29 protein-coding genes and 1 tRNA gene are annotated in these 22,833 nt (G+C 41.6%); 19 read left to right on the top strand and 11 right to left on the bottom strand.

What is annotated here, in order from left to right:
• The 12 genes from BHC51_RS12645 to BHC51_RS04400 form a co-directional block, all read left to right on the top strand.
• A partial coding sequence (locus tag BHC51_RS12645) for a hypothetical protein (protein ID WP_180296428.1) occupies positions 1-268 on the top strand: 268 nt, incomplete at its 5' end.
• Between the two features lie 75 nt (positions 269-343).
• A complete protein-coding gene (locus BHC51_RS04450) occupies positions 344-562 on the top strand; it encodes a hypothetical protein (protein WP_100153420.1) in 219 nt (72 codons plus the stop codon).
• Positions 563-584: 22 nt separating this feature from the next.
• Entirely contained in the window at positions 585-953 is a 369-nt protein-coding gene (locus BHC51_RS04445; protein WP_100153419.1) for a hypothetical protein, read from the top strand.
• A gap of 13 nt (positions 954-966) precedes the next feature.
• Positions 967-1,200: a hypothetical protein gene (locus tag BHC51_RS04440; protein WP_100153418.1), complete on the top strand. Its 234-nt coding sequence runs from the start codon at positions 967-969 to the stop codon at positions 1,198-1,200.
• The gene (locus BHC51_RS04435; protein WP_180296427.1) at positions 1,160-1,591 is read left to right on the top strand and encodes a hypothetical protein; all 432 of its coding nucleotides are present in this window, start codon (positions 1,160-1,162) and stop codon (positions 1,589-1,591) included. Before BHC51_RS04440 ends, BHC51_RS04435 begins: the two co-directional genes overlap by 41 nt.
• A gap of 16 nt (positions 1,592-1,607) precedes the next feature.
• A complete protein-coding gene (locus BHC51_RS04430; protein ID WP_100153416.1) occupies positions 1,608-2,000 on the top strand; it encodes a hypothetical protein in 393 nt (130 codons plus the stop codon).
• A 38-nt stretch (positions 2,001-2,038) separates the two neighbouring features.
• Positions 2,039-2,236: a hypothetical protein gene (locus BHC51_RS04425; protein ID WP_100153415.1), complete on the top strand. Its 198-nt coding sequence runs from the start codon at positions 2,039-2,041 to the stop codon at positions 2,234-2,236.
• A 138-nt stretch (positions 2,237-2,374) separates the two neighbouring features.
• Complete coding sequence (locus tag BHC51_RS04420) at positions 2,375-2,782, top strand: zinc-finger-containing protein (RefSeq protein WP_218966374.1); 408 nt, start codon at positions 2,375-2,377, stop codon at positions 2,780-2,782.
• A gap of 22 nt (positions 2,783-2,804) precedes the next feature.
• Positions 2,805-3,935, top strand: a complete 1,131-nt coding sequence (locus BHC51_RS04415) for a DNA cytosine methyltransferase (RefSeq protein ID WP_100153414.1) — start codon at positions 2,805-2,807, stop codon at positions 3,933-3,935.
• A gap of 25 nt (positions 3,936-3,960) precedes the next feature.
• On the top strand, positions 3,961-4,374 hold the full coding sequence (locus BHC51_RS04410; RefSeq protein WP_100153413.1) for a hypothetical protein: 414 nt from the start codon (positions 3,961-3,963) through the stop codon (positions 4,372-4,374).
• A 73-nt stretch (positions 4,375-4,447) separates the two neighbouring features.
• Positions 4,448-4,669, top strand: coding sequence for a hypothetical protein (locus BHC51_RS04405; protein WP_100153412.1), 222 nt, complete (start codon positions 4,448-4,450; stop codon positions 4,667-4,669).
• Between the two features lie 65 nt (positions 4,670-4,734).
• A complete protein-coding gene (locus BHC51_RS04400; RefSeq protein WP_100153411.1) occupies positions 4,735-5,004 on the top strand; it encodes a hypothetical protein in 270 nt (89 codons plus the stop codon).
• On the opposite strand, the gene BHC51_RS04395 is transcribed toward BHC51_RS04400, so the two are convergent.
• The 3 genes from BHC51_RS04395 to BHC51_RS04385 form a co-directional block, all read right to left on the bottom strand.
• Positions 4,993-5,982: a tyrosine-type recombinase/integrase gene (locus BHC51_RS04395; protein ID WP_100153410.1), complete on the bottom strand. Its 990-nt coding sequence runs from the start codon at positions 5,980-5,982 to the stop codon at positions 4,993-4,995. The two genes, BHC51_RS04400 and BHC51_RS04395, sit on opposite strands and share 12 nt — an antisense overlap.
• 117 nt (positions 5,983-6,099) lie before the next feature.
• Positions 6,100-6,175: transfer RNA gene (locus BHC51_RS04390), tRNA-Thr, on the bottom strand.
• A gap of 376 nt (positions 6,176-6,551) precedes the next feature.
• Complete coding sequence (locus BHC51_RS04385) at positions 6,552-7,496, bottom strand: hypothetical protein (RefSeq protein WP_100153409.1); 945 nt, start codon at positions 7,494-7,496, stop codon at positions 6,552-6,554.
• Positions 7,497-7,639: 143 nt separating this feature from the next.
• Here BHC51_RS04385 and BHC51_RS04380 point away from each other — a divergent pair, with 143 nt between their 5' ends.
• Positions 7,640-7,891 (top strand): NGO1151 family protein, encoded by a 252-nt coding sequence (locus tag BHC51_RS04380; protein WP_100153408.1) that lies wholly within the window; start codon positions 7,640-7,642, stop codon positions 7,889-7,891.
• 74 nt (positions 7,892-7,965) lie between these two features.
• On the opposite strand, the gene BHC51_RS04375 is transcribed toward BHC51_RS04380, so the two are convergent.
• Entirely contained in the window at positions 7,966-9,621 is a 1,656-nt protein-coding gene (locus tag BHC51_RS04375; RefSeq protein ID WP_100153407.1) for an electron transfer flavoprotein-ubiquinone oxidoreductase, read from the bottom strand.
• 1,117 nt (positions 9,622-10,738) lie between these two features.
• Between BHC51_RS04375 and BHC51_RS04370 the strand changes: the two genes are divergently transcribed.
• Positions 10,739-10,960: a hypothetical protein gene (locus BHC51_RS04370; protein ID WP_100100437.1), complete on the top strand. Its 222-nt coding sequence runs from the start codon at positions 10,739-10,741 to the stop codon at positions 10,958-10,960.
• Between the two features lie 102 nt (positions 10,961-11,062).
• Here BHC51_RS04370 and BHC51_RS04365 read toward each other — a convergent pair whose 3' ends face one another.
• The 7 genes from BHC51_RS04365 to gshA form a co-directional block, all read right to left on the bottom strand.
• Entirely contained in the window at positions 11,063-11,617 is a 555-nt protein-coding gene (locus BHC51_RS04365; protein WP_100100436.1) for a hypothetical protein, read from the bottom strand.
• On the bottom strand, positions 11,617-12,270 hold the full coding sequence (locus BHC51_RS04360) for a DUF484 family protein (RefSeq protein WP_100123949.1): 654 nt from the start codon (positions 12,268-12,270) through the stop codon (positions 11,617-11,619). The genes BHC51_RS04365 and BHC51_RS04360 overlap by 1 nt, the downstream gene beginning before the upstream one ends.
• Positions 12,267-13,124 carry a diaminopimelate epimerase gene (dapF, locus tag BHC51_RS04355; RefSeq protein WP_100123948.1) on the bottom strand — a complete coding sequence of 286 codons (858 nt, stop codon included), beginning with the start codon at positions 13,122-13,124 and terminating at the stop codon, positions 12,267-12,269. Before dapF ends, BHC51_RS04360 begins: the two co-directional genes overlap by 4 nt.
• Positions 13,125-14,829: 1,705 nt before the next feature.
• Positions 14,830-15,237: a diacylglycerol kinase gene (locus BHC51_RS04350; protein WP_100100433.1), complete on the bottom strand. Its 408-nt coding sequence runs from the start codon at positions 15,235-15,237 to the stop codon at positions 14,830-14,832.
• Positions 15,238-15,286: 49 nt separating this feature from the next.
• On the bottom strand, positions 15,287-16,258 hold the full coding sequence (gshB, locus tag BHC51_RS04345; RefSeq protein WP_100153406.1) for a glutathione synthase: 972 nt from the start codon (positions 16,256-16,258) through the stop codon (positions 15,287-15,289).
• 65 nt (positions 16,259-16,323) lie between these two features.
• Positions 16,324-17,334, bottom strand: coding sequence for a tryptophan--tRNA ligase (gene trpS, locus BHC51_RS04340; RefSeq protein WP_100153405.1), 1,011 nt, complete (start codon positions 17,332-17,334; stop codon positions 16,324-16,326).
• A gap of 101 nt (positions 17,335-17,435) precedes the next feature.
• Complete coding sequence (gshA, locus tag BHC51_RS04335) at positions 17,436-18,797, bottom strand: glutamate--cysteine ligase (protein WP_100100430.1); 1,362 nt, start codon at positions 18,795-18,797, stop codon at positions 17,436-17,438.
• Positions 18,798-19,074: 277 nt separating this feature from the next.
• On the opposite strand from gshA, the gene leuC reads away from it, so the two are divergent.
• From leuC to leuB, 5 genes are all read left to right on the top strand, one after another.
• Positions 19,075-20,481, top strand: a complete 1,407-nt coding sequence (gene leuC, locus BHC51_RS04330) for a 3-isopropylmalate dehydratase large subunit (RefSeq protein ID WP_100100429.1) — start codon at positions 19,075-19,077, stop codon at positions 20,479-20,481.
• A gap of 95 nt (positions 20,482-20,576) precedes the next feature.
• Positions 20,577-20,702, top strand: a complete 126-nt coding sequence (locus BHC51_RS04325) for an entericidin A/B family lipoprotein (protein WP_100100428.1) — start codon at positions 20,577-20,579, stop codon at positions 20,700-20,702.
• A gap of 19 nt (positions 20,703-20,721) precedes the next feature.
• Complete coding sequence (locus BHC51_RS04320; RefSeq protein ID WP_100100427.1) at positions 20,722-20,862, top strand: entericidin A/B family lipoprotein; 141 nt, start codon at positions 20,722-20,724, stop codon at positions 20,860-20,862.
• Between the two features lie 67 nt (positions 20,863-20,929).
• Positions 20,930-21,571 (top strand): 3-isopropylmalate dehydratase small subunit, encoded by a 642-nt coding sequence (gene leuD, locus BHC51_RS04315; protein WP_100100426.1) that lies wholly within the window; start codon positions 20,930-20,932, stop codon positions 21,569-21,571.
• A gap of 95 nt (positions 21,572-21,666) precedes the next feature.
• Positions 21,667-22,737 (top strand): 3-isopropylmalate dehydrogenase, encoded by a 1,071-nt coding sequence (gene leuB / locus BHC51_RS04310; RefSeq protein ID WP_100100425.1) that lies wholly within the window; start codon positions 21,667-21,669, stop codon positions 22,735-22,737.
• Positions 22,738-22,833 lie beyond the last annotated feature (96 nt).

Raw genomic sequence — 22,833 nt, 5'->3', positions numbered from 1 at the left:
AAAGATGCTTTTAGAATATTTTGATGAGCCAAGCTTATCGTTAATTGCAGAAGCTGTTAGTAATGAGGAGTTCGAATCAGCTTTAAAAATGATTGATGAATATGAGGCGTTTCTGCAAGGGCAAGAGGATTTAGCTGCACAAATGGCAGAAGATGTGGGTGGGGTTCTGCCTCCTCAGGCGTTTGAATTTTTTGAGCAACACGCGGATGAGCAAATGCGGATCGCCGCAAGGTTGGAAAAATTAAGACAAGCAATACCGCAAAATTAATTTAGTTCAAATACCCGCTAACCAGCGGGTTTTATTTTATCTCTCACAGACAATGCAAATTGAAAGGAGTTAATCATGATTACAGTTACAAAAAAAGCAGAACCCGAAATCAAATATCCTGTAGGTAGAAAATCCAAGATAGATGGGTCGATTCTTATCTTTTGGAAAGAAGAGCGTGCTACTGTTGTTTTTCCCGGTGAAACCCGCCCCTCCGCTGGGCTTACATGTGGTGGATTAATCTCATGCATGGATGAAAACACGTGGGAACCTGTAGACATACATATTTCCGGATAACTTATCAATTCAAATGCATTCGATGAGTGCATTTGCGTGGATGAGTAGACAACGCCAGCTAATAGCTGGCTATTTTAATAGAAAGGAAGAGGTAGTTATGTATGCAGTTTTTGGTAAATCCATAAAAAAAGAAGAGCAAAGAAAAGGCGATATTGCCAACAAGCTCAGCCTATCAGATAGGTATTATTCCAATAAAAATGCGTATCAGATTTCACCTGATTACTATAGCCTAGCGCGCTGCCATGAGTTTATAGAGCTTGCAAAAAAAACGCATGACGTAAGATGCATATACATCGCACAGGCGGAGAAAGTTACTGTAGAAGGCGCTCCTAAAATTAGCAAGAAAACTGGGAAGCCATTATTCCGATTTGTGAGATTAACAGGAATTTAGCATTGGTGAAACCATGATTAAACTACAGATAACTGCATTTATTGCAGTTTTTTTTATGACTGCTTCAATGATGATATTACCTGTCCCTACTGAAACAGAGCAGCTACAGATGCAGCGCGAATATGTCGCTAAACAGGTGCAACAAAAAGAGCGGTTAGCAGATTTAGAAGTTAAACGGATAGCTGATGCATATGCGCGGATGAGTGATGACGAACGGCTACGCGGTGATGCTGAGGTTTTATATTGAGAGGTCAGAAAAAATGTACATGTTTAAATTTGCAGAGGCTGTATCAACCATTCCCAAATGGACTGTTGTGGGTGCTAATAGCTGCAACATGACAATTATATCCCCATTTGAGCTTGGCGATGGGGTGCGCCTTATGTTGAATATTTACAGTGGGAATGAATTATCTTTTGAGTTGACGGATGGTGCTCGAACTGCCATGTACGTCGCTGATAGAGAATTAGACCTAACAGAAGAATTAATACATGAATTAAATAATACGCACGGCATTAAATACGCGCAAGTTGTAGACAGCGGCGAAATCATAGCGGAGCACAGGGATTTAAATCTATTGCACAAAGCCGTCGAGGACGCAGCAAAGTTGGCACTCGCTATGGTATTTAGGTGCCCCTAATTAAGGAGGTTTTAATATGACTAAGAATGAAGAATTAACATTAAAAGAAGACTCTTGGGAGATTGAACGCCGCGATGACGGTCGAATTCTGCTTTTTTCTCCATACGAGATTGTGGATGGTGAAAACTTTTGTCTTTTTCTTACTGTTAATGATGAGGAGTTCGAATTAACGGATGACAATTACGTCGCAATGACCTTGTCTCACCGTGGATGGAATATGCCAGAAGCAGTCATTGATAAGTTAAATAGTTTTGCATATGCCAATTATAACTATGCCCGAATAACTTCCAGTGGGGAAATTAGAGCATCAAGTAGCAATAGATGGGCGTTGTTAATAGCGATTCACGAAGCAAGACAATTGAAAACTATGATGGTATTTGACTATTACATTCGGGGTCGGAGGGATTGATGTCGGACACTTCTAGTATCTAGTTCAAGGATATACAAATGAATAATGTAACTTACACGCCTGTAAAAGCAGGTATTCATGTTGTTGTCTTCCGTACAGTCATGAAGAAAGAAAAAAGTAACCGAGCAAATAACTTAGACCGCGGTAAATGCAAATCTGTCAAAAAAGTTATCGCAGAAAAAACATTGGACGGATGGGAAGCAGCTTACGCGTGGAGTAATCAGTTTTTGGTGTAGGTGTGTTCTGACCCGCCCAGCGCGCAGGTGGCGGGATTAATAACAGCGCGCAGCACATAGTTAGTCCTCCTTTACTTCCGTATGTGCCGACTGACCGCCGTAAGCGGTCGTTATTCAAAACAAATTATCGAGATTGAAATGATTAAATGCACATACTGTGGTAACAACGCGGAGCTGGTTACTGGGGAAAGAATTTACCCACACCGGCCAGATTTATACGCTCTTAGCTTTTGGCTGTGTGCCCCCTGCGATGCGTATGTAGGCTGTCATAAAAAAGGCGCAAATGTCCCCGCAATTGGGGAAAGTGATGGAACATTACCGTTAGGCAGTCTTGCTAATGCTGAGTTAAGAATGTGGCGACAAGCTGCGCATTCCGTACTAGATCCGATCTGGAAATCTAAACAGATGGGACGAAGAGATGTTTACAGAAAGCTGGCAAAGCACTTAGGTATACGCTATAGACTGTGCCATATTAGCTTGTTTGGCATTAATAGATGCCAAAAAGCTATTGAATTTTTAAAAAAAGAATTTCCGTCCAGCTATTAGCTGGCTTTTTATTGGAGGCTACATGCTCACATATGGAAGTGTATGCAGTGGTATCGAGGCTGCCAGCGTGGCGTGGGAGCCTTTAGGATTTAAGCCTTTATGGTTTTCAGAAATTGAACCATTCCCCTGCGCCGTACTGGCTCATCACTGGCCTAATACCCCCAATCATGGCGATATGACAAACCTTGCGGATGCCATTCTTTCTGGGCAAATACCAGCCCCAGATATTCTTGTAGGAGGCACTCCATGTCAGGCATTCAGTGTTGCAGGCGGACGCGAATCATTAAATGATGAACGCGGTAATTTAACTTTAGAATTAGTGAGATTGTTAGATGCAATTGACATTATTCGAAAACGAAACGGTGAGCAACCCGCTATCCTCGTCTGGGAAAACGTCCCCGGAATCTTGTCAACAAAAGATAATGCACTGGGATGCTTTCTGGGAGCACTTGCCGGCGAGTGCCTACCATTGCAGCCGGCAGGGGGAAAATGGTCAAACGCTGGTTTTGTGTCTGGAAAAAAACGCAAAATCGCGTGGCGGATTCTCGATGCTCAATTTTTCGGAGTTCCCCAACGACGCCGTCGCATCTTCCTTGTCGCAAGTGCTCGAGACGACATCAGTGTCGCAAAAATACTTTTTGAGCAGCAAAGCTGCTGCGGGGATTTTGCGCCGAGCACAAGAGAAAAGACAGCAATTGCCAAAACCCTTACAACACGCACTGGTTTGCGTGGCAATGCGTCCACAGATGATTATATCGTAGTTAATGGTAGACAAGACCCTGTAGTATCCAGTATAGCGGGCGTTGTGGATACTCAAGCTAATACTAATATTGTTATAAATTCCAATATCATCAATAAGACAATTAAATCTGGTGGTAATGGGAAAGGTGTAATAAATGACAACACAATGTACACATTAACCGCTACAGATAGGCATGCAGTTATGCAGCTTGATTGTGTGCGCCGCTTAACGCCCGTTGAGTGCGAACGCTTGCAAGGCTTCTCCGATAACCACACATGTATCCCATACCGCAACAAGTGTGCAAGTGAATGCCCTGATACGCCACGGTTTAAAGCCATTGGTAACTCGATGGCCGTCCCTGTAATGCGTTGGATAGGGCGAAGAATTAAACAGTATACCGCCAGTATTTAACTGGCTTTTTTAATGGAGCTTGAAAATGACAGGACGAAAATTATATACAGTATGGTACCGCGATGATTTTTACATTCAGATTGGTATTGATTGGGACTTCCCCGGTATTAAAGATCGGATTATTAGTATTGTTGATACCTTTTTTGCTGGCTATCCACATGACGGGGCTATTTCTGAGCGGGTTTTAGAGCATTTTTTGCAAATGGTTGCGGCAGACTTTTCTTCATACAAAATATCCCCGATGGATTTGGACGATATTATTTCATGGCAGTTTAGAAGACACAAGCTACGTCTAGATGGTAAAGAGGGAATTACGCTTTGCAAATTTAAAATCCCTAAATGGCCTGAGTATTTTGATTTTAAAATAAAAAATATAGAAGACTGCAAGGATTCATTTTCCCCAGATAACCGTATTAACAAAGATATATATGGACGCTGATTCTATAGAATTCTCTTATGCATAATCTGCCAGCTAATCGCTGGCTTTAATTTTGATTATCAGGACAGATAACATGAAAACTAAATTGATTATAGCTGCTACTGCGGCTTTTTTTATTGCTGGTTGTGATTATTCTGAAGAGACAAAACGCAATATAGTGAAACAGGCTACTGAAGATACTATAGAAACACAGGTTGTATTACATGATGGACGAAAAATCACCTGTCTTGTTTACAGGGGGTATCGTGCCGGAGGGCTATCCTGCGACTGGTATAACACACCGCAACCTAAATAACCCTAAGCAAACGTAACAACACACACACCGGCAATCAGCCGGTTTTTTATTAATAGGACGACAAAATGCAAACCGCACAAGCTGATTTAGGTACACTATTGTCCGACATCGTTAATAGACTAGATGCACTTATTCTTGCGCAAAATGATAATAGCAATTTATGGAATGCAGAGCGATGTGCCAGATTCTTTTCATGCTCAATTGGGCATTTTAAAAGTCGCATCGCATGTAAGCCTGATTTCCCAAGGCCGGTGAAATTAAATCAAACGGCTCATTCTTTATGGATTCCGGCAGATGTAAAAGATTATGCCAAACGAAAACAATCAATCAAGTAAATCAGCCAGATTGGCTGCGTCTGGGGCGTAATAGGTATTAAGCAATATTTTTATATCTCTATGCCCTGAAATCTTTGCCAAATCCATCACATTCACCTTTTTAGACATTCTTGTCAAGGCTTCACGGCGGGAATCATGAAAATGCAGGTCGGATATTCCGCAAACGCGACAAGCTCGCCTGAATGTGGTGCTTAATGAATCTGGATCAAGGTCGAAAACCGTAGGCAAATTAACCTGCTCAAGCTGATGAAGTAGTTTTATTGCAGCCTTAGATAACGGAACATCACGAGAGTAGCCGTTTTTAGTCATCTCTAAGTGCGCCACCCTGCGGTTAAAATCGATATCTTCCCACTCCAAGCCACATAATTCACCAGCCCGCATAGCTGTTTCTATTGCAAACAAGAAAGCCAGGGCTACACGCTGTTTTTTTAGTTTAGGAGGGGTATCATCATCATAATGACACCATAAGCAAATGCGATTTATTTCATCGTCTGTAGGCCTGCGTGTACGCGCTTTATTTCCTTGTGGCCTTTTGATCTTACGGGCAGGATTGTCGTAGATGAGCCCCCACTCTTTCATCGCATGATTAAGTACGCTAGAAATAGTAGTTAGTTCACGGGCGACGCTAGGAGATTGTACTTTCTTTAGACGATCATCCCGCCATTGAGCAATATGGGTTGGCATTAATTCAGAGACAAGAACATTGGCCAGATCAGTTTTTAGTACTAGGTTAAGTCTAATATGCTCATTTCTATGCCCTCGCTTCAAAGGCGTTACTTCTAACAAATATCGACGGATAAGGTCGCCAACAGTAATATTCTTCGGCGTCAATCCTAGTCGTCTGCTATTGATATCTGATTCTGTTTGTACTGCCCATTCGCGCGCCTCGGCTTTCGTAGAGAACGTTTTGGTTACTTCTTTACCTTTAAGGCGGACGCGCGCAGTATATTTGTCCCCGCGTTTGAAGATGGAAGCCATATATAAAAATCAACTAATTGGGAGCGCATACAATACCCCAAAACAGTTTTTTTTAAAAGTTAATTGTCACAAGATTGACACAAATAGAATTCAATCAATTGATTTTATTAACAATAATGGTGCCAGTAATAGGACTTGAACCTACGACCTTCGCGTTACGAGTGCGCTGCTCTACCAACTGAGCTATACTGGCATATTAGGCTGAATTTAATTTGAATGGTACGCAGTATAGCATAATTGCTATTTGTTCACTATTATTGACTGAATGTATTCAAGCTTTTCCACGGTAGCAAATCGATACAAAAGCAGGAGCAGTCTGGAAAATAAATAGTTGTACTGGTATGTGATAAAACAGGCAGGAAAATATCATCATGTATTTAAACACCTATTTTATCAAAGCAAAAATCAATTTCACTAAATAAATATGATAATTTAAATATAAATTCTTGATTTTTTTTTGGCTAACAGGCTTAAACTGATGAAAATGTAATTACTCTTTTGTCATTATAAAGCAGAAAATAAATCTTTCTCACCAAATAAATACAAATTCTGCAGAATAACATCAACTTTTAGCGTTGTCTTTTCTTAAAATTGTTCATCACTTTCTCCAGATTATGTTGCAATACATCTTCTACTGCTGCAGGCACTTCCGCCAGTAATTCTCGTTGCAAAGTTGTTACCAGCCCGGCGGTATGTTTTTGTACTGCTACACGTACCATACCTGCCAGTACATCGGCCAGATGGGGACGTAATTTCTCACTTAATTGCTGCAATAATGCCTGCTCGGAAATACAGGCCACTGCTCTGTTGGCCGTTCCGCGTGGTTCAATTACATGCATGTGTACATGAATAACAGGTTGGCTATGTTCATCTGCATCAGGCAGCTGCTTATCATCAGTACCGCTCTGATTGGTATCTGTTTGTAAAATAGTAGACTGTTTGCCTTTCAGACGAATAGTACAGCTCGAAGGTAAAGTTTTATCGATGGGTGCACTTTGTAAACAGTTCTGTGCAGCCAGCCAGTCTTCCTGAATCAGTAAAGCTGTATCATTTAAAGCAGATTCCTGTTGTTGCGCTTCTAAGATACTTTGCTGCTGCCATTGTTTCAGATAGGCACGATATACCTGCTCCCGCTGCACAGGATCAAGTAAAATTTCATTATCAGGCTGAGACAGATTTTTATTTCTAGGATCAGGCGTGGCACGTGCGCGGTGACCGCCTACAGTACCTGTTACCGCAGATGGCACATTTAATCCCTGTTCCTGCCGTCTGGTTTTGCTTGCCACTATTGCTGGATTAGCTGTTTTTGCTTCTTCAGGGCGAACTAACTGGCCACCTTGCTTTTTTTTGTGCTGTCGCAACTGTTCAAGACTGCGTTCCCATTCGGGCATTATGTCTGTCGGCTTTTTTACTGCACTGGCATTCGCCCTGACGACAGGCGGCTGTTTAGGCGGATTATCTTCACTCAGAGTAAAAACAAATTGATTTTCTTGTTCATACTGGTTCTTCACCATGCCCTCACTTCTCGTTATCCCGGTATATTTTAAACTGGCTGCACATGATTTTTGGTGCGCTATATCTGGTAATTATAACAACTTTTATAGGTTAAAATGCTAAAATAATGTATATTTTGCCCAATTAAATTAGGATTTAAACAATGAATACAATCGAACAGCGTATTGAGTTTTTAGAAGAAAGTAACGAAGCCTTAATCATGCAAAATCGTGTTCTGGCTACTGCACTGAAAGGCTTATTACGGGCACTACCGGCTGATATAGCGGAATTGGCTACTGAGTCTATTCGCGCAGCCTTCGATAACGAAATTGCAGAATTGCAGTATGAAGAAAATCCTCAGGTGGAACTGTTTCATGATGCTACCTACACATTTTTTCATGAACGCGAACATTGACGTTAAACAGGCTGACAATAATACTGTTGTCAGCCTGTTCTCTCAGAATTTATAACATAAGCGGATTTTAAGATTTACATTTCCGCATAATTGGGACCACTCCCTCCCTCCGGGCAAACCCAGTTAATATTCTGGGTTGGATCCTTGATATCACAAGTTTTACAGTGTACACAGTTTTGCGCATTAATCTGCAAATGCGGTTCTCCTGCTTTTTCAATAATTTCATACACCCCAGCAGGGCAATAACGGGTTTCAGGACTGGCATATTCACGATGGTTGACACTAATAGCCAGCTCTGGGTTATGGAGCTTTAAATGTACTGGCTGGTTTTCATCGTGGCTGATTCCAGCCAGAAAAACACTACTCATGCGATCAAAGGTTAATTTACCATCGGCTTTAGGATAATCAATAGGTTGGCAATCCTGTGCTTTACGCAAAGACGCATAATCGGCACAATGATGGCGCAGTGTCCATGGTGTTTTACCTTTGAATAGATATTCTTCAATTGCACTATAAGCCAGACCACCAAACAGTCCCCATTTGAATGCAGGCCGCATATTGCGAACTTTATGCAATTCAGTATATAACCAGCTCTTTCTGAATAATTCACTATATCTTACAGCTTCACTGTTACCACTATCATCAGCACCTTCTGCATTCAATACATCAATCACAGCCTCTGCTGCCAACATTCCCGATTTCATGGCAGCGTGGATCCCTTTGATACGCGGTACATTCAGAAAGCCTGCGGTATCACCAACCAGCACTCCACCGGGAAAAGTCAGCTTGGGCAGACTTTGCAACCCACCTTCGCTTAATGCACGCGCACCATAAGCAATACGCTTGCCACCTTCAAGTACTTCCCGAATGGCAGGATGGGTTTTATAGCGTTGCATTTCAGCAAAAGGTGACATATAGGGATTCTGATAATCCAGACCAATTACAAATCCTATAGCTACTTTATTGTCATTCAGGTGATACAGGAATGAACCGCCATATGTCTGCTGATCCAGTGGCCAGCCAATTGAATGTATTACGGTTCCTGGTTTGGATTTTTCTGGCGCAATTTCCCATAACTCTTTAATGCCGAGTCCGTATGTCTGATTCTGACAATCTTTGTTTAATGCGAATCGCTGGATCAGGGTTTTGGTCAGGGAACCGCGGCAGCCCTCCGCAAAAATGGTTTGCTGCGCCAATAATTCCATGCCCTGCTGATAATTATTCCCGGGCTTACCATCACGGTTCAACCCCATATCTCCAGTAGCTATACCACGTACTGAACCATCAGCATGATACAGTACTTCAGCAGCTGCAAAACCAGCATAAATTTCCACACCCAGTTCTTCTGCCTGCTGCGCCAACCAGCGACAGAATACTCCCAGACTAATAATATAATTACCATGATTGTTAAAACTTGGCGGTGTGGGCAGTCTGTAAGCTTTTTTCTGAGTTAGAAACAGCAATCTGTCCTCTTTGACAGGACAAGACAATGGCGCATCCTTTTCCTGCCAGTTTTCAATCAGCTCAGACAAAGAACGCGGATCGATAACTGCCCCAGACAAAATATGTGCTCCCACTTCAGAACCTTTATCAACTACGCACACACTGATGTCACGTTGCTGTTGAGCTGCCAACTGCTTCAGGCGTATGGCAGCAGATAAACCAGACGGGCCAGCACCAACAATCACAACATCATACTGCATGCTTTCGCGTTCAACGGTTTCTGTCATGGTAAGCTTCCTGCATTAAAACAAAGAAAATTAAAAACAGCCAGCATGCCCGATATGCGCATGCCTGATATTCTGAATCTGTAATTATAGCGAACATTGGCATGTAACAGTGGCTACGGAAATTGAATGCTTTTTAATTTAACTAGCTTGTACAAACAGTTCAATAACCAATGTAAATAGAATTAGATGTGAATAAAGATAGGTAAACCAACTGCATACAGGCACATCAGCACTATATAGACAAAATTATTATTGCAAGGAATTTGAAACTACTCGGATGAGTGATTGAAGTGTATTAACCAGAGTCAGTAAAACTCAGCCATGAGCCAAACTTCATTTGAAATAATACGCAGTACTTCCGTATTAAAATTCGTATTCTGAGCATCTCATTTATTCAACAATTCTCAATGTTTCGATATTGAAACCAAACGCCAAATACATTTTAAAAAATAAATAGTTAACCTCAATTAATATTACCATCACCTGCTATTTGGTTGTTGAACAGCTACGCTATCAGTAATACTAAGCTGAATACACAATGTGATTAGTTAACAGATTTAAGCTTATCTCCACTTAACTGCTGGCAGAATATGCAAAAAATCATTTATAAAAATTCTTTTTTGTACAGCCACAATCGATAAAAATCCGATACCACTTTTTCAAATATGAAATAAGTATTCTGCTTTATAACTGCTAAAAATTTATGTGAGTGAATAATGCCACAAATATGCAAATTTGTTGTAAAAAAACAACTAATGTGTGTTTTAATAATTCTTGCAGGTAGGTATTTAACTGTAACATTATTGCTTAATACCATTTACTTTTATTAAATTTTATCAATATTTTATATTTTCAATTATAGCCATCACCTGTTATTGCGCAGGGATGCGGATACAGCGTCAAACAGCATTTGTAGTCAGAGAGCAAACTTTGCCGACCTGCTTATTTAACAAAAATACACGTATGGCTGATTGCATTAGTTTGCAAGGCGGGGCATAATTCGATTTGCACAAGTTATGCGCACTATAGCTATTTATTGATAAAACGATGTAGTGTGCAAAAACTGGACTTCCATCATTAAAGTAATACTTTTTGATACAGATTAAGGTACATAATCATGAAAAAATCTTTGTTAGCTGCTGCTGCCCTGATGTCTTTGTTCTTGGCTGCTTGTAATAAAGAAGAAGCAGCTCCTGCTGCTTCTACTGCTTCAGAAGTTTCTGCTCCTGCTGCTTCAGAAACAGTAGCTCCTGCTTCTGAAGTAGTAGCTGCTCCTGCTTCTGAAGTTTCTGCTCCTGCTGTTGTTTCTGAAGCTTCAGCTACTGCTGCTTCTGAATAAGCACACAAAAATCAAAAAGGCCAGACTGGAAAGTCTGGCTTTTTTGTTGCATTATTGTTTCAAATAACAGGAAGTATCCTGACTGATAATCATCAATCTTGATTACAATTTTCCTCCAAAACTTAATATCATATACGCCAGTTGTGCAAACAAACTGAAAAGCAGCAAAGTCTGTAAACGCCATATTGATTGTTCTTTATCAGTACTACGATAAAACATCATCATCATCAATATCCACTGGGTGCCGATCCAGAAAATGGGTTGCCAAGCAAACATCTGGCATAAACTTACCAGCAAAGGGACAAGTAGAATGGCTTTTTTTACCAAGCACATTATTAAAGCCAAACAAATAACCAATGTACCAATTTGTAACCAGCTACTGTAAAGTAACATTGTTAGATATGGGCTTTTCTTAAATTTGTCGCCTTGATGCATGACGAAACATGACCCCAGCAGAACATACACAGGCACCAGAAACGAATTTAATGGCTTAAAAGGACCAGCGATATCCGGCAAAATCTCACTACTTATATTAACCAGAACCAACCAAACTGTTACTGATGCTGCCAGCCAGCCATGAAGCTCATATTTACAGCACTGCCACACAAAGAGTACAGCATATACCAGCACAAAAGCATAACTTATTAGCATACCCATTAACGTACCAGTTTCAGCAAACGAGCCAAAACAGCAGCCATATTATCAGCCATAGCTGTTACCCATTCGGTAGCCATATCGGGGGCAAAATGCTTTTCATCTTCATGACCAATAATCAGAATTGCAAGCGTTTGACCTTCCCAGCGCAATGGTAATTGCAAAAAACTTTCCAAACGTGGCTGGGCTGGCAATAATTCTAAAAAAGCAGCTACCGGTATGACACCACACTCTGGGGCGGTTAACTTCTTACTAATGGCTTTAATTTTGTCTTCAGCCAGTAAAGTTGCAGGTACGCGGACATTTTTCGGTATATCGGTAACAATTTTCAGAATATAGTTAGATAAAGCAAATTCATTTTTTAGCCCATCTCTGACTGCCCGCTGCCACTGTGCCAGTGTATTTACGGTAAGCAGGTGCTGACTAAAGGCCATAAACTTAGTCATTAGAGTATGATTTGCATCGGCATCCCCCAGCATTTGAATCAGTTGTGAAGCCATTTTTTCGGTTTTACGCTGCATCACCTGCATCTTGCCCTGATGAAATGACAATATCTTACTTTCAATCGGGCGCAAATTAAACTCGGCAGCATGTTCGTACAGCCATTGCGGCTGTGCATGCAAAAAAGCACGTACTTCTGCTTCATTAATACTCATAAATAATTAACCTCCCCTTCAAATACTGTCTGCACCGGACCTGTCATCCAGACATGAGCATCCGGCTGCTGCTGCCAGCTAATCGATAGCTGCCCACCGGGTAAATTTACCTGCACTGCTTCATCATCACCCAGTAAGCCCAGACTGATTCCAGCTACTACCGCAGCACACGCACCAGTGCCGCAGGCCTGTGTTTCGCCAACGCCGCGCTCAAAGACACGCAAGCGAATCTGGTGTGGTGTCTGAATCTGCATAAATCCCACATTAACTCGCTGTGGAAACTGTCGGTGATGTTCAATCGCTGCGCCCAGTCTATGTACTGGTGCAGTATCGATGTCTTCTACAACCATGACGGCGTGCGGATTACCCATATTGATACAGGTCACGTTAACTATATCAGTTCCAACAACAAGCTGATGGCTGATACGCTGCGTATCTTCTTCATCAATGGCTGCAAACGGAATCTGCTCAGGCGCAAATAAGGGAACACCCATATCCACTGTTACTGTACCATCATCATTTAAATGCGGCACAATCAGTCCGCCGGCCGTTTCTACTACAATTTGTTGCTTATTGGTTAAGCCTTTGTCGTAAACAAAACGGGCAAAACAGCGTGCACCATTACCACATTGCTCCACTTCTGAGCCATCCGCATTAAAAATACGATAACGAAAATCAGCTTGCGTTGTCTGCGGTGTTTCAATCAGTAGAAGTTGATCAAATCCTACACCGGTATGGCGATGTGCCCAAGTAGCAATGGGTGCTGTGACTGGGTCAAACTTCTGGTTAATGCCATCTATCACCATGAAGTCATTACCCAAACCATGCATTTTGGTAAATTTTAATCTAGTCATATACCATTCAATCCGTTATCACAACAGGTTTAAGCGTCTATGATACCGATTTATAGTGATAACGATAAGTTCTGTGAAGAAGTAATCTGTAAATATCTATATAGATTAATGATTCTAAACGATAAAAGCAAGTATTTTAACTGTGTTTGATATTCTAAAGTGAGAAAATTCAATCCAGTAAAACGTATGCTTCAGAAAAAACTAAAATTGCCGAACTATACTTTCAGTGTGATAACGCTGTTTCCTCTTTAGGAATGTTTAAAATCAGACTGGCTAGGATTACATTGAATTCATGGCGGATAAAGGAGAGATGATAGCTATCTATACCTTATAAAAACGGTATATTTTTTCTTAATAGATAATATACCAGCACGCTACTGCAATTAATAAATACAATGTACTTCTGTGACTTTGCTGCCTGTATTCTTTTAAGTTATTTAATTTGATTTAAAGTAGAACTATTTATTGTTATTTTAAAAATTATTATAGAAATAGTAATAACTAAGATTAGAAATATCGTTATTAATCCTTTCGCGATCATCAGAATCTATCAGCCTGTTGCTTTCAGGTTGATTTAGAACCTTAAAATTATGATTTAATCGTAGCTATAATGATTCTAAATACATAATAAATGGCTACACTAATTTCAGAAGTATAGGCAAAATAACCCTATTAAATATCGTCCTACTAAAAGTTGCAGGAGAAACAAGTTACAGGTTTATATTGAGCTGTTTGGATAGCAATGTAACTGTAGGCATGAGTGTAGGTTTGCAGTTCAATATTTATATTATTTTCCGTATTGGAATTTGACTAACTATTAAACTCAAAATGGAGCAAATAATATTCATTATGATGGATGATAACTAAATCACATCAATGTATTGCACGGAAAATGGCAGAGAAATGTGGATTTCATATAAATAGCATGTAAGCTTTATTGCTGCTAATACATCAATAAAACCACGTATCCATTATGCATTGTTTTCCTTATATATCATTAGCAAACAAGTAAGTTTAAACCACATTCTTTTATTATTTGCGTGAATTGTTCCACTGTTATCTGTCCGAGGTGCATATGCTATAAGATTCTGTCTTGGTACTTACCTTTGCTGTCAACCAAGGCTTGAAAATGTTGTCTTGAGATATTGCTAAAATTACCTCTATGCTCCAATAATTCAAGCGAAAAATAACAGCCATGGTTAGGTTCTAGATTAAAGGCAACGCATTGTCTCTAAATAGCCATTAACACCATCTACATTGATTACCATTAGATATCTTTTATGGTTGAATTTAAACTTAGAACATGAATAAAAGTATAGTTAAAGCTACCTTTTACGCTCAACACTTGTTTTAAATGATTTATGATTTATGATTTCAATATGTATATTTTATTCAGTTATCACCATTGCATTATGGTACTATTTAAAAGGTCTCATAAGCATAGGTAGAAATGAGCTGAAGGCTTGGAACATTTAAATATCCAACAGAGTGCAAGAATCTGCAATGATATTCCTGATAAATTTGTAATCTCAGGTTTTAATACTTCTGCGCGATAAATTCTGTAATAAATCACCTAGTAAACGCTATAAAATAATCAGCAAATGCATTGTCTACTCTCGTATCGCATACATTTTGCAATGTTTCGTTCTAAGCAGTGATTAAGTAACTGCATGTACAAATTTTTCCAACAGAAACACTGTTATGTCTAAAACCAGTTAAGCGGATTATCATGCCATAATGCCAGTGACCATAAGATAATCAGTAATAGCATTGTTAACAACTGAGCAGCCGATGCAGTATCTTTAGCACGTTTTGCCAATGGATGTTTAGCCAGCGAAGTATGATCTACAGCAGCCTCTATAGCGGTATTGAACAGCTCAACAATCCAGCTTAAAAATGAAGCCATAATCAATACCATTCGCGTCAGAATAGAAAAATCCAGCACGAATACCAGTACAATCAATACGCTATTTAATAACAGCAGTTGACGAAAAGCCGCCTCGCTACAGGCAGCTTTCAAACCGGCCAGAGAATAACCATAAGCATTAAATATACGGCGTAAACCTTTTTTACCTTTAATATTTGTGGCGTATTGATTGTTATTTTCCGACATAATAGGAATATATCTCCCTGGATATTTAATATTGATAAAATATATAAAACTATACCGGTGAACCATGCAAGCGCGCAGCTTCTTCCACTGCATCGGCAAATAATGCAGCCACATCGCAATCGGTTTGTTTGGTAATTTCCTGAAAACCAGTTGGGCTGGTCACATTGATTTCGGTGAGGTAATCACCAATAACATCCAGACCAGCCAGTAAAATGCCTCTTCGTACCAGTTCTGGAGCCAGTGTTTCTGCAATCTGCTGATCACGTTCACTTAGTGGCTGCGCTACGCCTCTGCCGCCCGCAGCCAGATTACCACGTGTTTCTCCTTGCTGCGGGATACGTGCCAGTGCATATGGCACTACTCTGCCGCCGATGATTAAGATGCGTTTATCGCCATGAACAATTTCGGGAATATAACGTTGCGCCATGATGGTGCGGCTATCCAGACGCATCAGCATTTCCAGAATGCTGCCTATATTTGGGTCGTTCTGTTTTAAGCGAAAGATACCCATACCGCCCATTCCATCCAGCGGCTTGATAATAATGTCGTGATATTCATTTAGAAACGCCCGTATATCAGCCGCATGGGTAGTAACTAGTGTTGGAACTGTAAACTCGGGAAAATCCAGAATGGCCAGCTTTTCATTAAAATCACGCATTGCCTGACCACTGTTATACACATATGCCCCCTGTTTAGCAGCCAGTGTCAGCAACTGGGTGGTATACAGATACTGCATATCAAAAGGCGGATCAGTGCGCATGATAACCGCATCAAAACCATTCAGTGGGCATTGTTGTGGCGGTAGCGAATTAAACCAATCATGATCATGCTCATCTCTGGCATCAGTAAAGCTGAACTCGCTCGCGCTGGCCACCACACATTCCTGCTGCACACTCAACTGACTGGCTAATGTATGAAACAGTTTCCAGCCGCGTCTGGCCATCTCCCGCATCATGGCATATGTGGTGTCTTTATAGGTTTTAAAACCTGCCATCGGGTCGGCAATAAATAGGATTTTCATTGAGTTTACCTGTCGGAGTTTTTATCCGGCTGGGAAGCTATTTTCACAGCCGGATAAAATGTACTCTATTTTAATGAACGGATACCCACTGCTTCACGTACTTCTTCTAAGAGCGGCCGTGCCTGCTGGCGTGCTTTTACTGCACCAGCCTGCAATATATCTTCAATCAGTGCAGGCTGTGCATTTAGCTGTGCGAAGCGTTCACGTTTTTCAGCCAATTCTTCATTGATTTTTGCTGCCAGAATCTTTTTGGCTTCACCCCAGGCCAGTCCATCTGCAAGCATTTGCGTAAACTGCTCAGTTTCTGCTGGCGTAGCAAATGCCTTGTAAATATCAAACAGCGGACTTTCATCTGGCTGTTTTGCTTCGCCAGGTTCTTTCAGATTAGTGACAATTTTATTAACTGCTTTCTGCAATTTCTTTTCGGAATCAAAAAGCGGAATAGTATTGTTGTAACTTTTGCTCATTTTACGGCCATCCAGCCCCACGAGTGTTTCAACATTATCGTCAACTTGGGCTTCCGGCAATGTAAACAGCGGTTTGAAACGATGATTGAAACGAGCGGCAATATCACGTGCCATTTCCAGATGCTGAATCTGGTCTCGCCCCACCGGTACTCTATTTACATTAAACATGAGAATATCCGCACTCATCAGTACTGGATAACAGAACAGTCCCATTTCAATACCGTGATCTGTATCTTCCTGCCCTTTTTCTACATTATCCTGCACGGCTGCTTTATAAGCATGCGCACGGTTCATCAGGCCTTTAGCCGTGTTACAGGTGAGAATCCAGTTTAATTCCATTACTTCGGGAATATCACTCTGGCGATAGAAAGTGGTACGTTCCGGGTCAAGACCACAGGCAAGCCAGGTTGCAGCCACAGCTAGTGTGGATTCGTGCACTTTTTCTGGTTCATGACATTTAATCAGAGCATGATAATCTGATAAAAACAGAAATGACTCCACATCAGGATTGAGGCTGGCCTGAATCGCCGGGCGAATTGCACCAACATAATTGCCCAGATGTGGTATTCCACTAGGGGTAACGCCGGTTAATACTCGAGTTTTTTTCATTATGTATATTACTTTATCAATTAGCAATTTATTAAAACTGAAGCTGATTTCCTGAATCCCTGGAATCAGCGCAGCAATACTGTTAAAGCAGTCCAGTCAAACTAAACAGCCGGTTCGGGCATATTTTCCAGCTCAATAGCTGCGGCCAGTAAGGATAATCTGGCCAGTACGCCATAAACATACAAGCGTGTACTTTCGCAATCACTAGCCTGAGCAATATTTTTAGCCTGCGGTATGCTTAGCTGTCCCCACGGCTTAAATTCGCGTTTGCTTGCTGTTTCCTCTTCGGCATTTTCTATTTCCGGTGAGGCAATATTACAGTTCAGTGGTACAAAATGCATGCCTACAGCATTTAAATTTTCATCTGGCCCGCGATCCTGATGAACGCGGTAAAAACCACCAACGACGAACCGATCCATCATATATACCACTGGTTCGGCAGTTGCGCCATCCAGTGTTTCATAAGTATAGATACCTTCCTGCACGATTACTTCGCTAACTTCCAGCCCTTCCTTGATTTTAGCCATTTTATTGCGTTTTTTGCGATTAAGTCCGCGCACTTCATCTGCAGAATGCACACTCATCACGCCCATACCATAAGTACCGGCATCTGCTTTAACGATTACAAAAGGCTTATCCTGAATCCCTAGTTCATCATATTTGTGCTGAATACGCTGCAAGAGCCGTTCTACAGTTTCGGCCAGTCGGGTTTCTCCTTCATGGCTTGTGAAATCGAGACCGCTACATACTTCAAAATAGGGATTAATTGTCCACTCATCTATGCCTACCAACTGAGCAAATTCTGTAGCAACTTGGTTATAGGCATGAAAATGATTACTTTTACGCCGCGTGGTCCAGCCGGCTTTCACTGGTGGTAGTAATATCTGCTCCAAACCCTGTAAAATTTCTGGCACCCCGCCAGATAAATCATTGTTTAACAATACCATGCAAGGTGTAAAACCATCGGCCAGCTGCAAACGGTTTCCCTGCCGCTGTATTGGTTCCAGCGTGATGCTGTCACCAAGGGCAGTTTCAAGAGTGGTTGCCTGATTAATTTCAGGATTTAGGGTACCTATACGAACATTTAAACCGCCATGTCGTAATACAGAATACAACGCATAAACATTTTGCAGATAGAAAGTATTCCGTGTATGGTTTTCAGGGATTAATAATACAGACTGTGCCTCAGCACTGGCACGTTCTACCGCATCCTGTGCAGCTATCGATGCCAATGGCAGAAAAACAGGATTCAGATTATTAAAACCGCCGGGAAACAGATTCATGTCGATACTGGCCAATTTATATCCGCTGTTGCGAATATCCACTGATCCATAAAAAGGAGCGCGATGATGTCGCCATTGAGCACGAAACCATGACTCAATCTGTGTTTGTCTGGCTAAAATTGCACGTTCAAAATTCTGCAATTCTATACGATGCACTGCGGCCACATCCGGTAAACTCATATTTCATTCCTTTCTACATTCACACACAGCATTTTGCTTCACATGGCAGATATTATTATAACAATAAACGACAATTAAGCAGAAAACAGTAAATATAGTCGTTATCAGAAAATGATTAAAGCAATCTGATTTATCCATTTGGACATTTAGTCTAAATTTAGCTCAGATATTTGCTTAAATTTGTTTGATATTATTTTTTAGACAAAATGCTTGTAAATCCGCCTTAACGGTATTAAGATTCTTCACACATAAATCATAACAAAACAAAGCTACTACAATGAAAGCACAAACCCTGTATGAAAAATTGTGGAATAGCCATATTGTCCAAGAACAGGCAGATGGCACAGTTTTACTTTATATCGACCGTCATCTGGTGCATGAGGTAACTAGTCCGCAAGCTTTTGAAGGCCTGAAACTGGCACACCGCTCGCTCTGGCGTGAACAAAGCATCGTGGCCACCGCGGATCATAATACTCCTACAGATAATTGGGATGAAGGCATTACTGACCCTATATCCAAACTTCAGGTTAATACGCTGGATAAGAATATTCACGATTTTGGCGTACAGAAATATTATCCATTTAAAAATATTAATCAAGGAATTGTCCACGTTGTTGGCCCGGAACAAGGCGCTACTTTACCGGGCATGACTGTAGTATGCGGTGATTCGCATACATCCACACATGGCGCATTTGGAGCACTTGCCCATGGCATCGGCACATCTGAAGTTGAACATGTGATGGCAACACAGTGTATTACTGCCAAAAAGTCACAAACTATGCTGATCGAAATTAATGGTGCCCTCAAGCCCGGGATTACCGCTAAAGACATTGCTTTATATGTCATTGGCCAGATTGGTACGGCTGGCGGAACCGGCTATGCAATTGAATTTGGAGGTGAAGCCATACGCAACCTGTCAATGGAAGGGCGCATGACATTATGCAATATGGCAATTGAAGCCGGTGCCCGCTCCGGCTTGATAGCTGTAGATCAGACAACCATTGATTACGTTAAAGGCCGTCATTTTGCACCTAAGGATGCATTATGGGAACAGGCTGTCAACTACTGGCGGACTTTGGTGTCTGATGAAGGCGCACATTTTGATAAAACCTATCACTTTAACGCAGCGGATATAGAACCTCAGGTAACATGGGGAACCTCACCGGAAATGGTTATTGCGATAAACAAACGAATACCAGACCCGGCAGCAGAAACTGATCCGGTTAAACGCGAAGGTATGCAACGTGCCTTACAATATATGGGATTAACTGCGGGTACACCAGTAAATGAAATTCCGGTTGACGTGGTGTTTATCGGTTCCTGCACCAATGGCCGCATTGAAGACTTGCGCATTGCTGCCAAAGTTGCAAAAGGACATCACAAAGCTGCTAATGTTAAAAGGGTATTGATTGTGCCCGGTTCGGGTGTGGTTAAACAACAGGCAGAAGCAGAAGGTCTGGATAAAATCTTTACTGCGGCCGGCTTTGAATGGCGTGAACCGGGCTGTTCAATGTGTTTGGCCATGAATGCAGACCGCCTGCAACCACAGGAGCGCTGTGCTTCAACATCCAACCGCAATTTTGAAGGTCGACAAGGCAATGGCGGCCGTACTCATCTGGTTAGTCCGGCCATGGCAGCAGCAGCAGCAATTACCGGACATTTCACCGATGTGCGACAAATATAAAGTGAATAACTTGCAGTTTTAGGCCAGTAAGTGCATGATAAGCATGTAGTTCTGATTGAATTTGTTAACTTTTATCTTTGTATAAGGAGTAAGGCATGAAAAAAATGTTGTTTATTGCTGCAATGGTTATGGCTGTACTCTCTGGTTGTCACACAATTCATGGAATGGGACAAGACGTAAGGGCTGGTGGTCAGCACTTGTCCAATGCAGCCGACAGATAATCATACCAAGGATAAAATCATGAAAAAACTGATGCTTTTAAGTATTGCCATTATTGGTTTTCTGGCTGGTTGTCATACCGTTTCTGGTTTCGGTCGCGATATTTCTTCCGGCGGTCAGGCCGTAAGTAATGCTTCTGACAACGTACGCTCAGAAATGTAACAGTACGCAAGCCCGTCAGGGCTTGCTCTCAATTCAATCATTTACTACACAATACTGAAATCCCAGCATGAAATCTTTTATTACCCTTACTGCTCTGGTAGCACCTCTGGATCGTGCCAATGTAGACACGGATGCAATTATTCCAAAGCAGTTTCTGAAATCAATCAAACGCAGCGGTTTTGGTCCCAATGCTTTCGATGAATGGCGTTATCTGGATCACGGCGAACCCGGGATGGATAACAGCAAGCGGCCTTTAAACCCGGATTTTGTTCTCAACCAGCCGCGTTATCAGGGTGCACATATCCTGCTCACACGTAAAAATTTTGGTTGTGGTTCCAGCCGTGAACACGCACCATGGGCCTTGGATGATTATGGCTTCCGCGCCATCATTGCCCCTTCTTTTGCTGACATCTTTTTTAATAACTGTTACAAAAATGGTTTGTTACCAATTATTTTGCCTGAAGAAGTGGTTGACCAGCTATTTCAAGAAATTGTTGCACAGGAAGGCTATCAGCTCAGCATTAATCTGCCAGAGCAAACTGTTAGCACACCCAATGGAAACTCCTACCACTTTGAGATTACTGAACACCGCAAGCACTGTTTGCTCAATGGGCTGGATGAGATAGGCTTAACCCTGCAACATGCAGATGCCATCAAAAGATATGAAGTCAAACACCAGCAACAGCAACCCTGGTTGTACCAGCTCTAATCAAATCAAACAAATTTTTACTTTCAACTTATCCAGATAAACTGACTAATGGCCTCAGGATCATTAGCTATTAATTGACATGCAGAAAGAATAAAATGAGCAAACACATTGCAATCCTTCCCGGTGATGGTATCGGACCGGAAATCATTGCGCAGGCTGTACGCGTTTTAGATAAACTTATTGCAGATGGGCTGGACGCAGATTATCAGTATGCTCCATTAGGGGGAGCTGCCTATGACGAATATGGTCATCCCTACCCTGAATTTACCCAAAATATCTGTCGTCAGGCAGATGCTGTATTACTCGGTGCAGTCGGTGGACCGCAATATGACAAATTGGAACGTCCAATGCGTCCTGAACGTGGCTTGTTGGCTATACGCAAAGATCTTAACCTTTTTGGTAATCTGCGTCCGGCGATTCTGTATCCTGAGCTGGCCAATGCCTCCACTCTGAAACCGGAAGTTGTTTCTGGCTTGAATATACTGATTGTGCGCGAATTAACTGGTGATATCTACTTTGGCGAGCCACGCGGCATTCATACTTTACCCAACGGGGAACGCGAAGGCATCAATACCATGCGTTATAGTGAAAGTGAAATCCGCCGCATCGGAAAAATTGCTTTTGAGGCAGCACAAAAGCGCAATAAGAAACTGTGCTCCGTTGATAAGGCCAATGTACTGGAAACTACCGAACTGTGGCGTGAAATCATCACGGATATGAGTAAAGATTACCCTGATGTCAGCGTCTGCCATATGTATGTAGATAATGCGGCCATGCAACTGGTAAAAGCACCTAAGCAATTTGACGTGATTGTCACCGGTAATATCTTTGGCGATATTCTCTCTGATCAGGCATCCATGTTATCCGGTTCTATTGGCATGTTACCTTCTGCTTCTCTCAACGAAACAGGAAAAGGCATGTATGAACCCTCGCACGGTTCAGCTCCTGATATAGCTGGTCAGAATCTGGCCAATCCGTTAGCAACCATACTTTCTCTGGCCATGTTATTGCGTTACAGCCTGAATAATGAGCATGCAGCGCAAAGAATCGAACTGGCCGTGGGTAAAGTACTGGCACAAGGCTTGCGTACTAATGATATTTTTGAAGAAGGCTGTCAACGAGTTTCTTGCAGCCAGATGGGTGATGCTGTACTTGCTGCGTTATAAGCCAATTGCACATTAGACTCAAATTACGTATATTAAACTTAACAGGGAAATTCTCTGTTAAGTTATTTTTTTACAGCTGCCTTCACAACTGACACT

The organism is Snodgrassella alvi (genome assembly GCF_002777745.1).
Taxonomy (GTDB): Bacteria; Pseudomonadota; Gammaproteobacteria; order Burkholderiales; family Neisseriaceae; genus Snodgrassella; species Snodgrassella alvi_D.
This window is presented reverse-complemented; position numbering and strand designations above follow the sequence as displayed.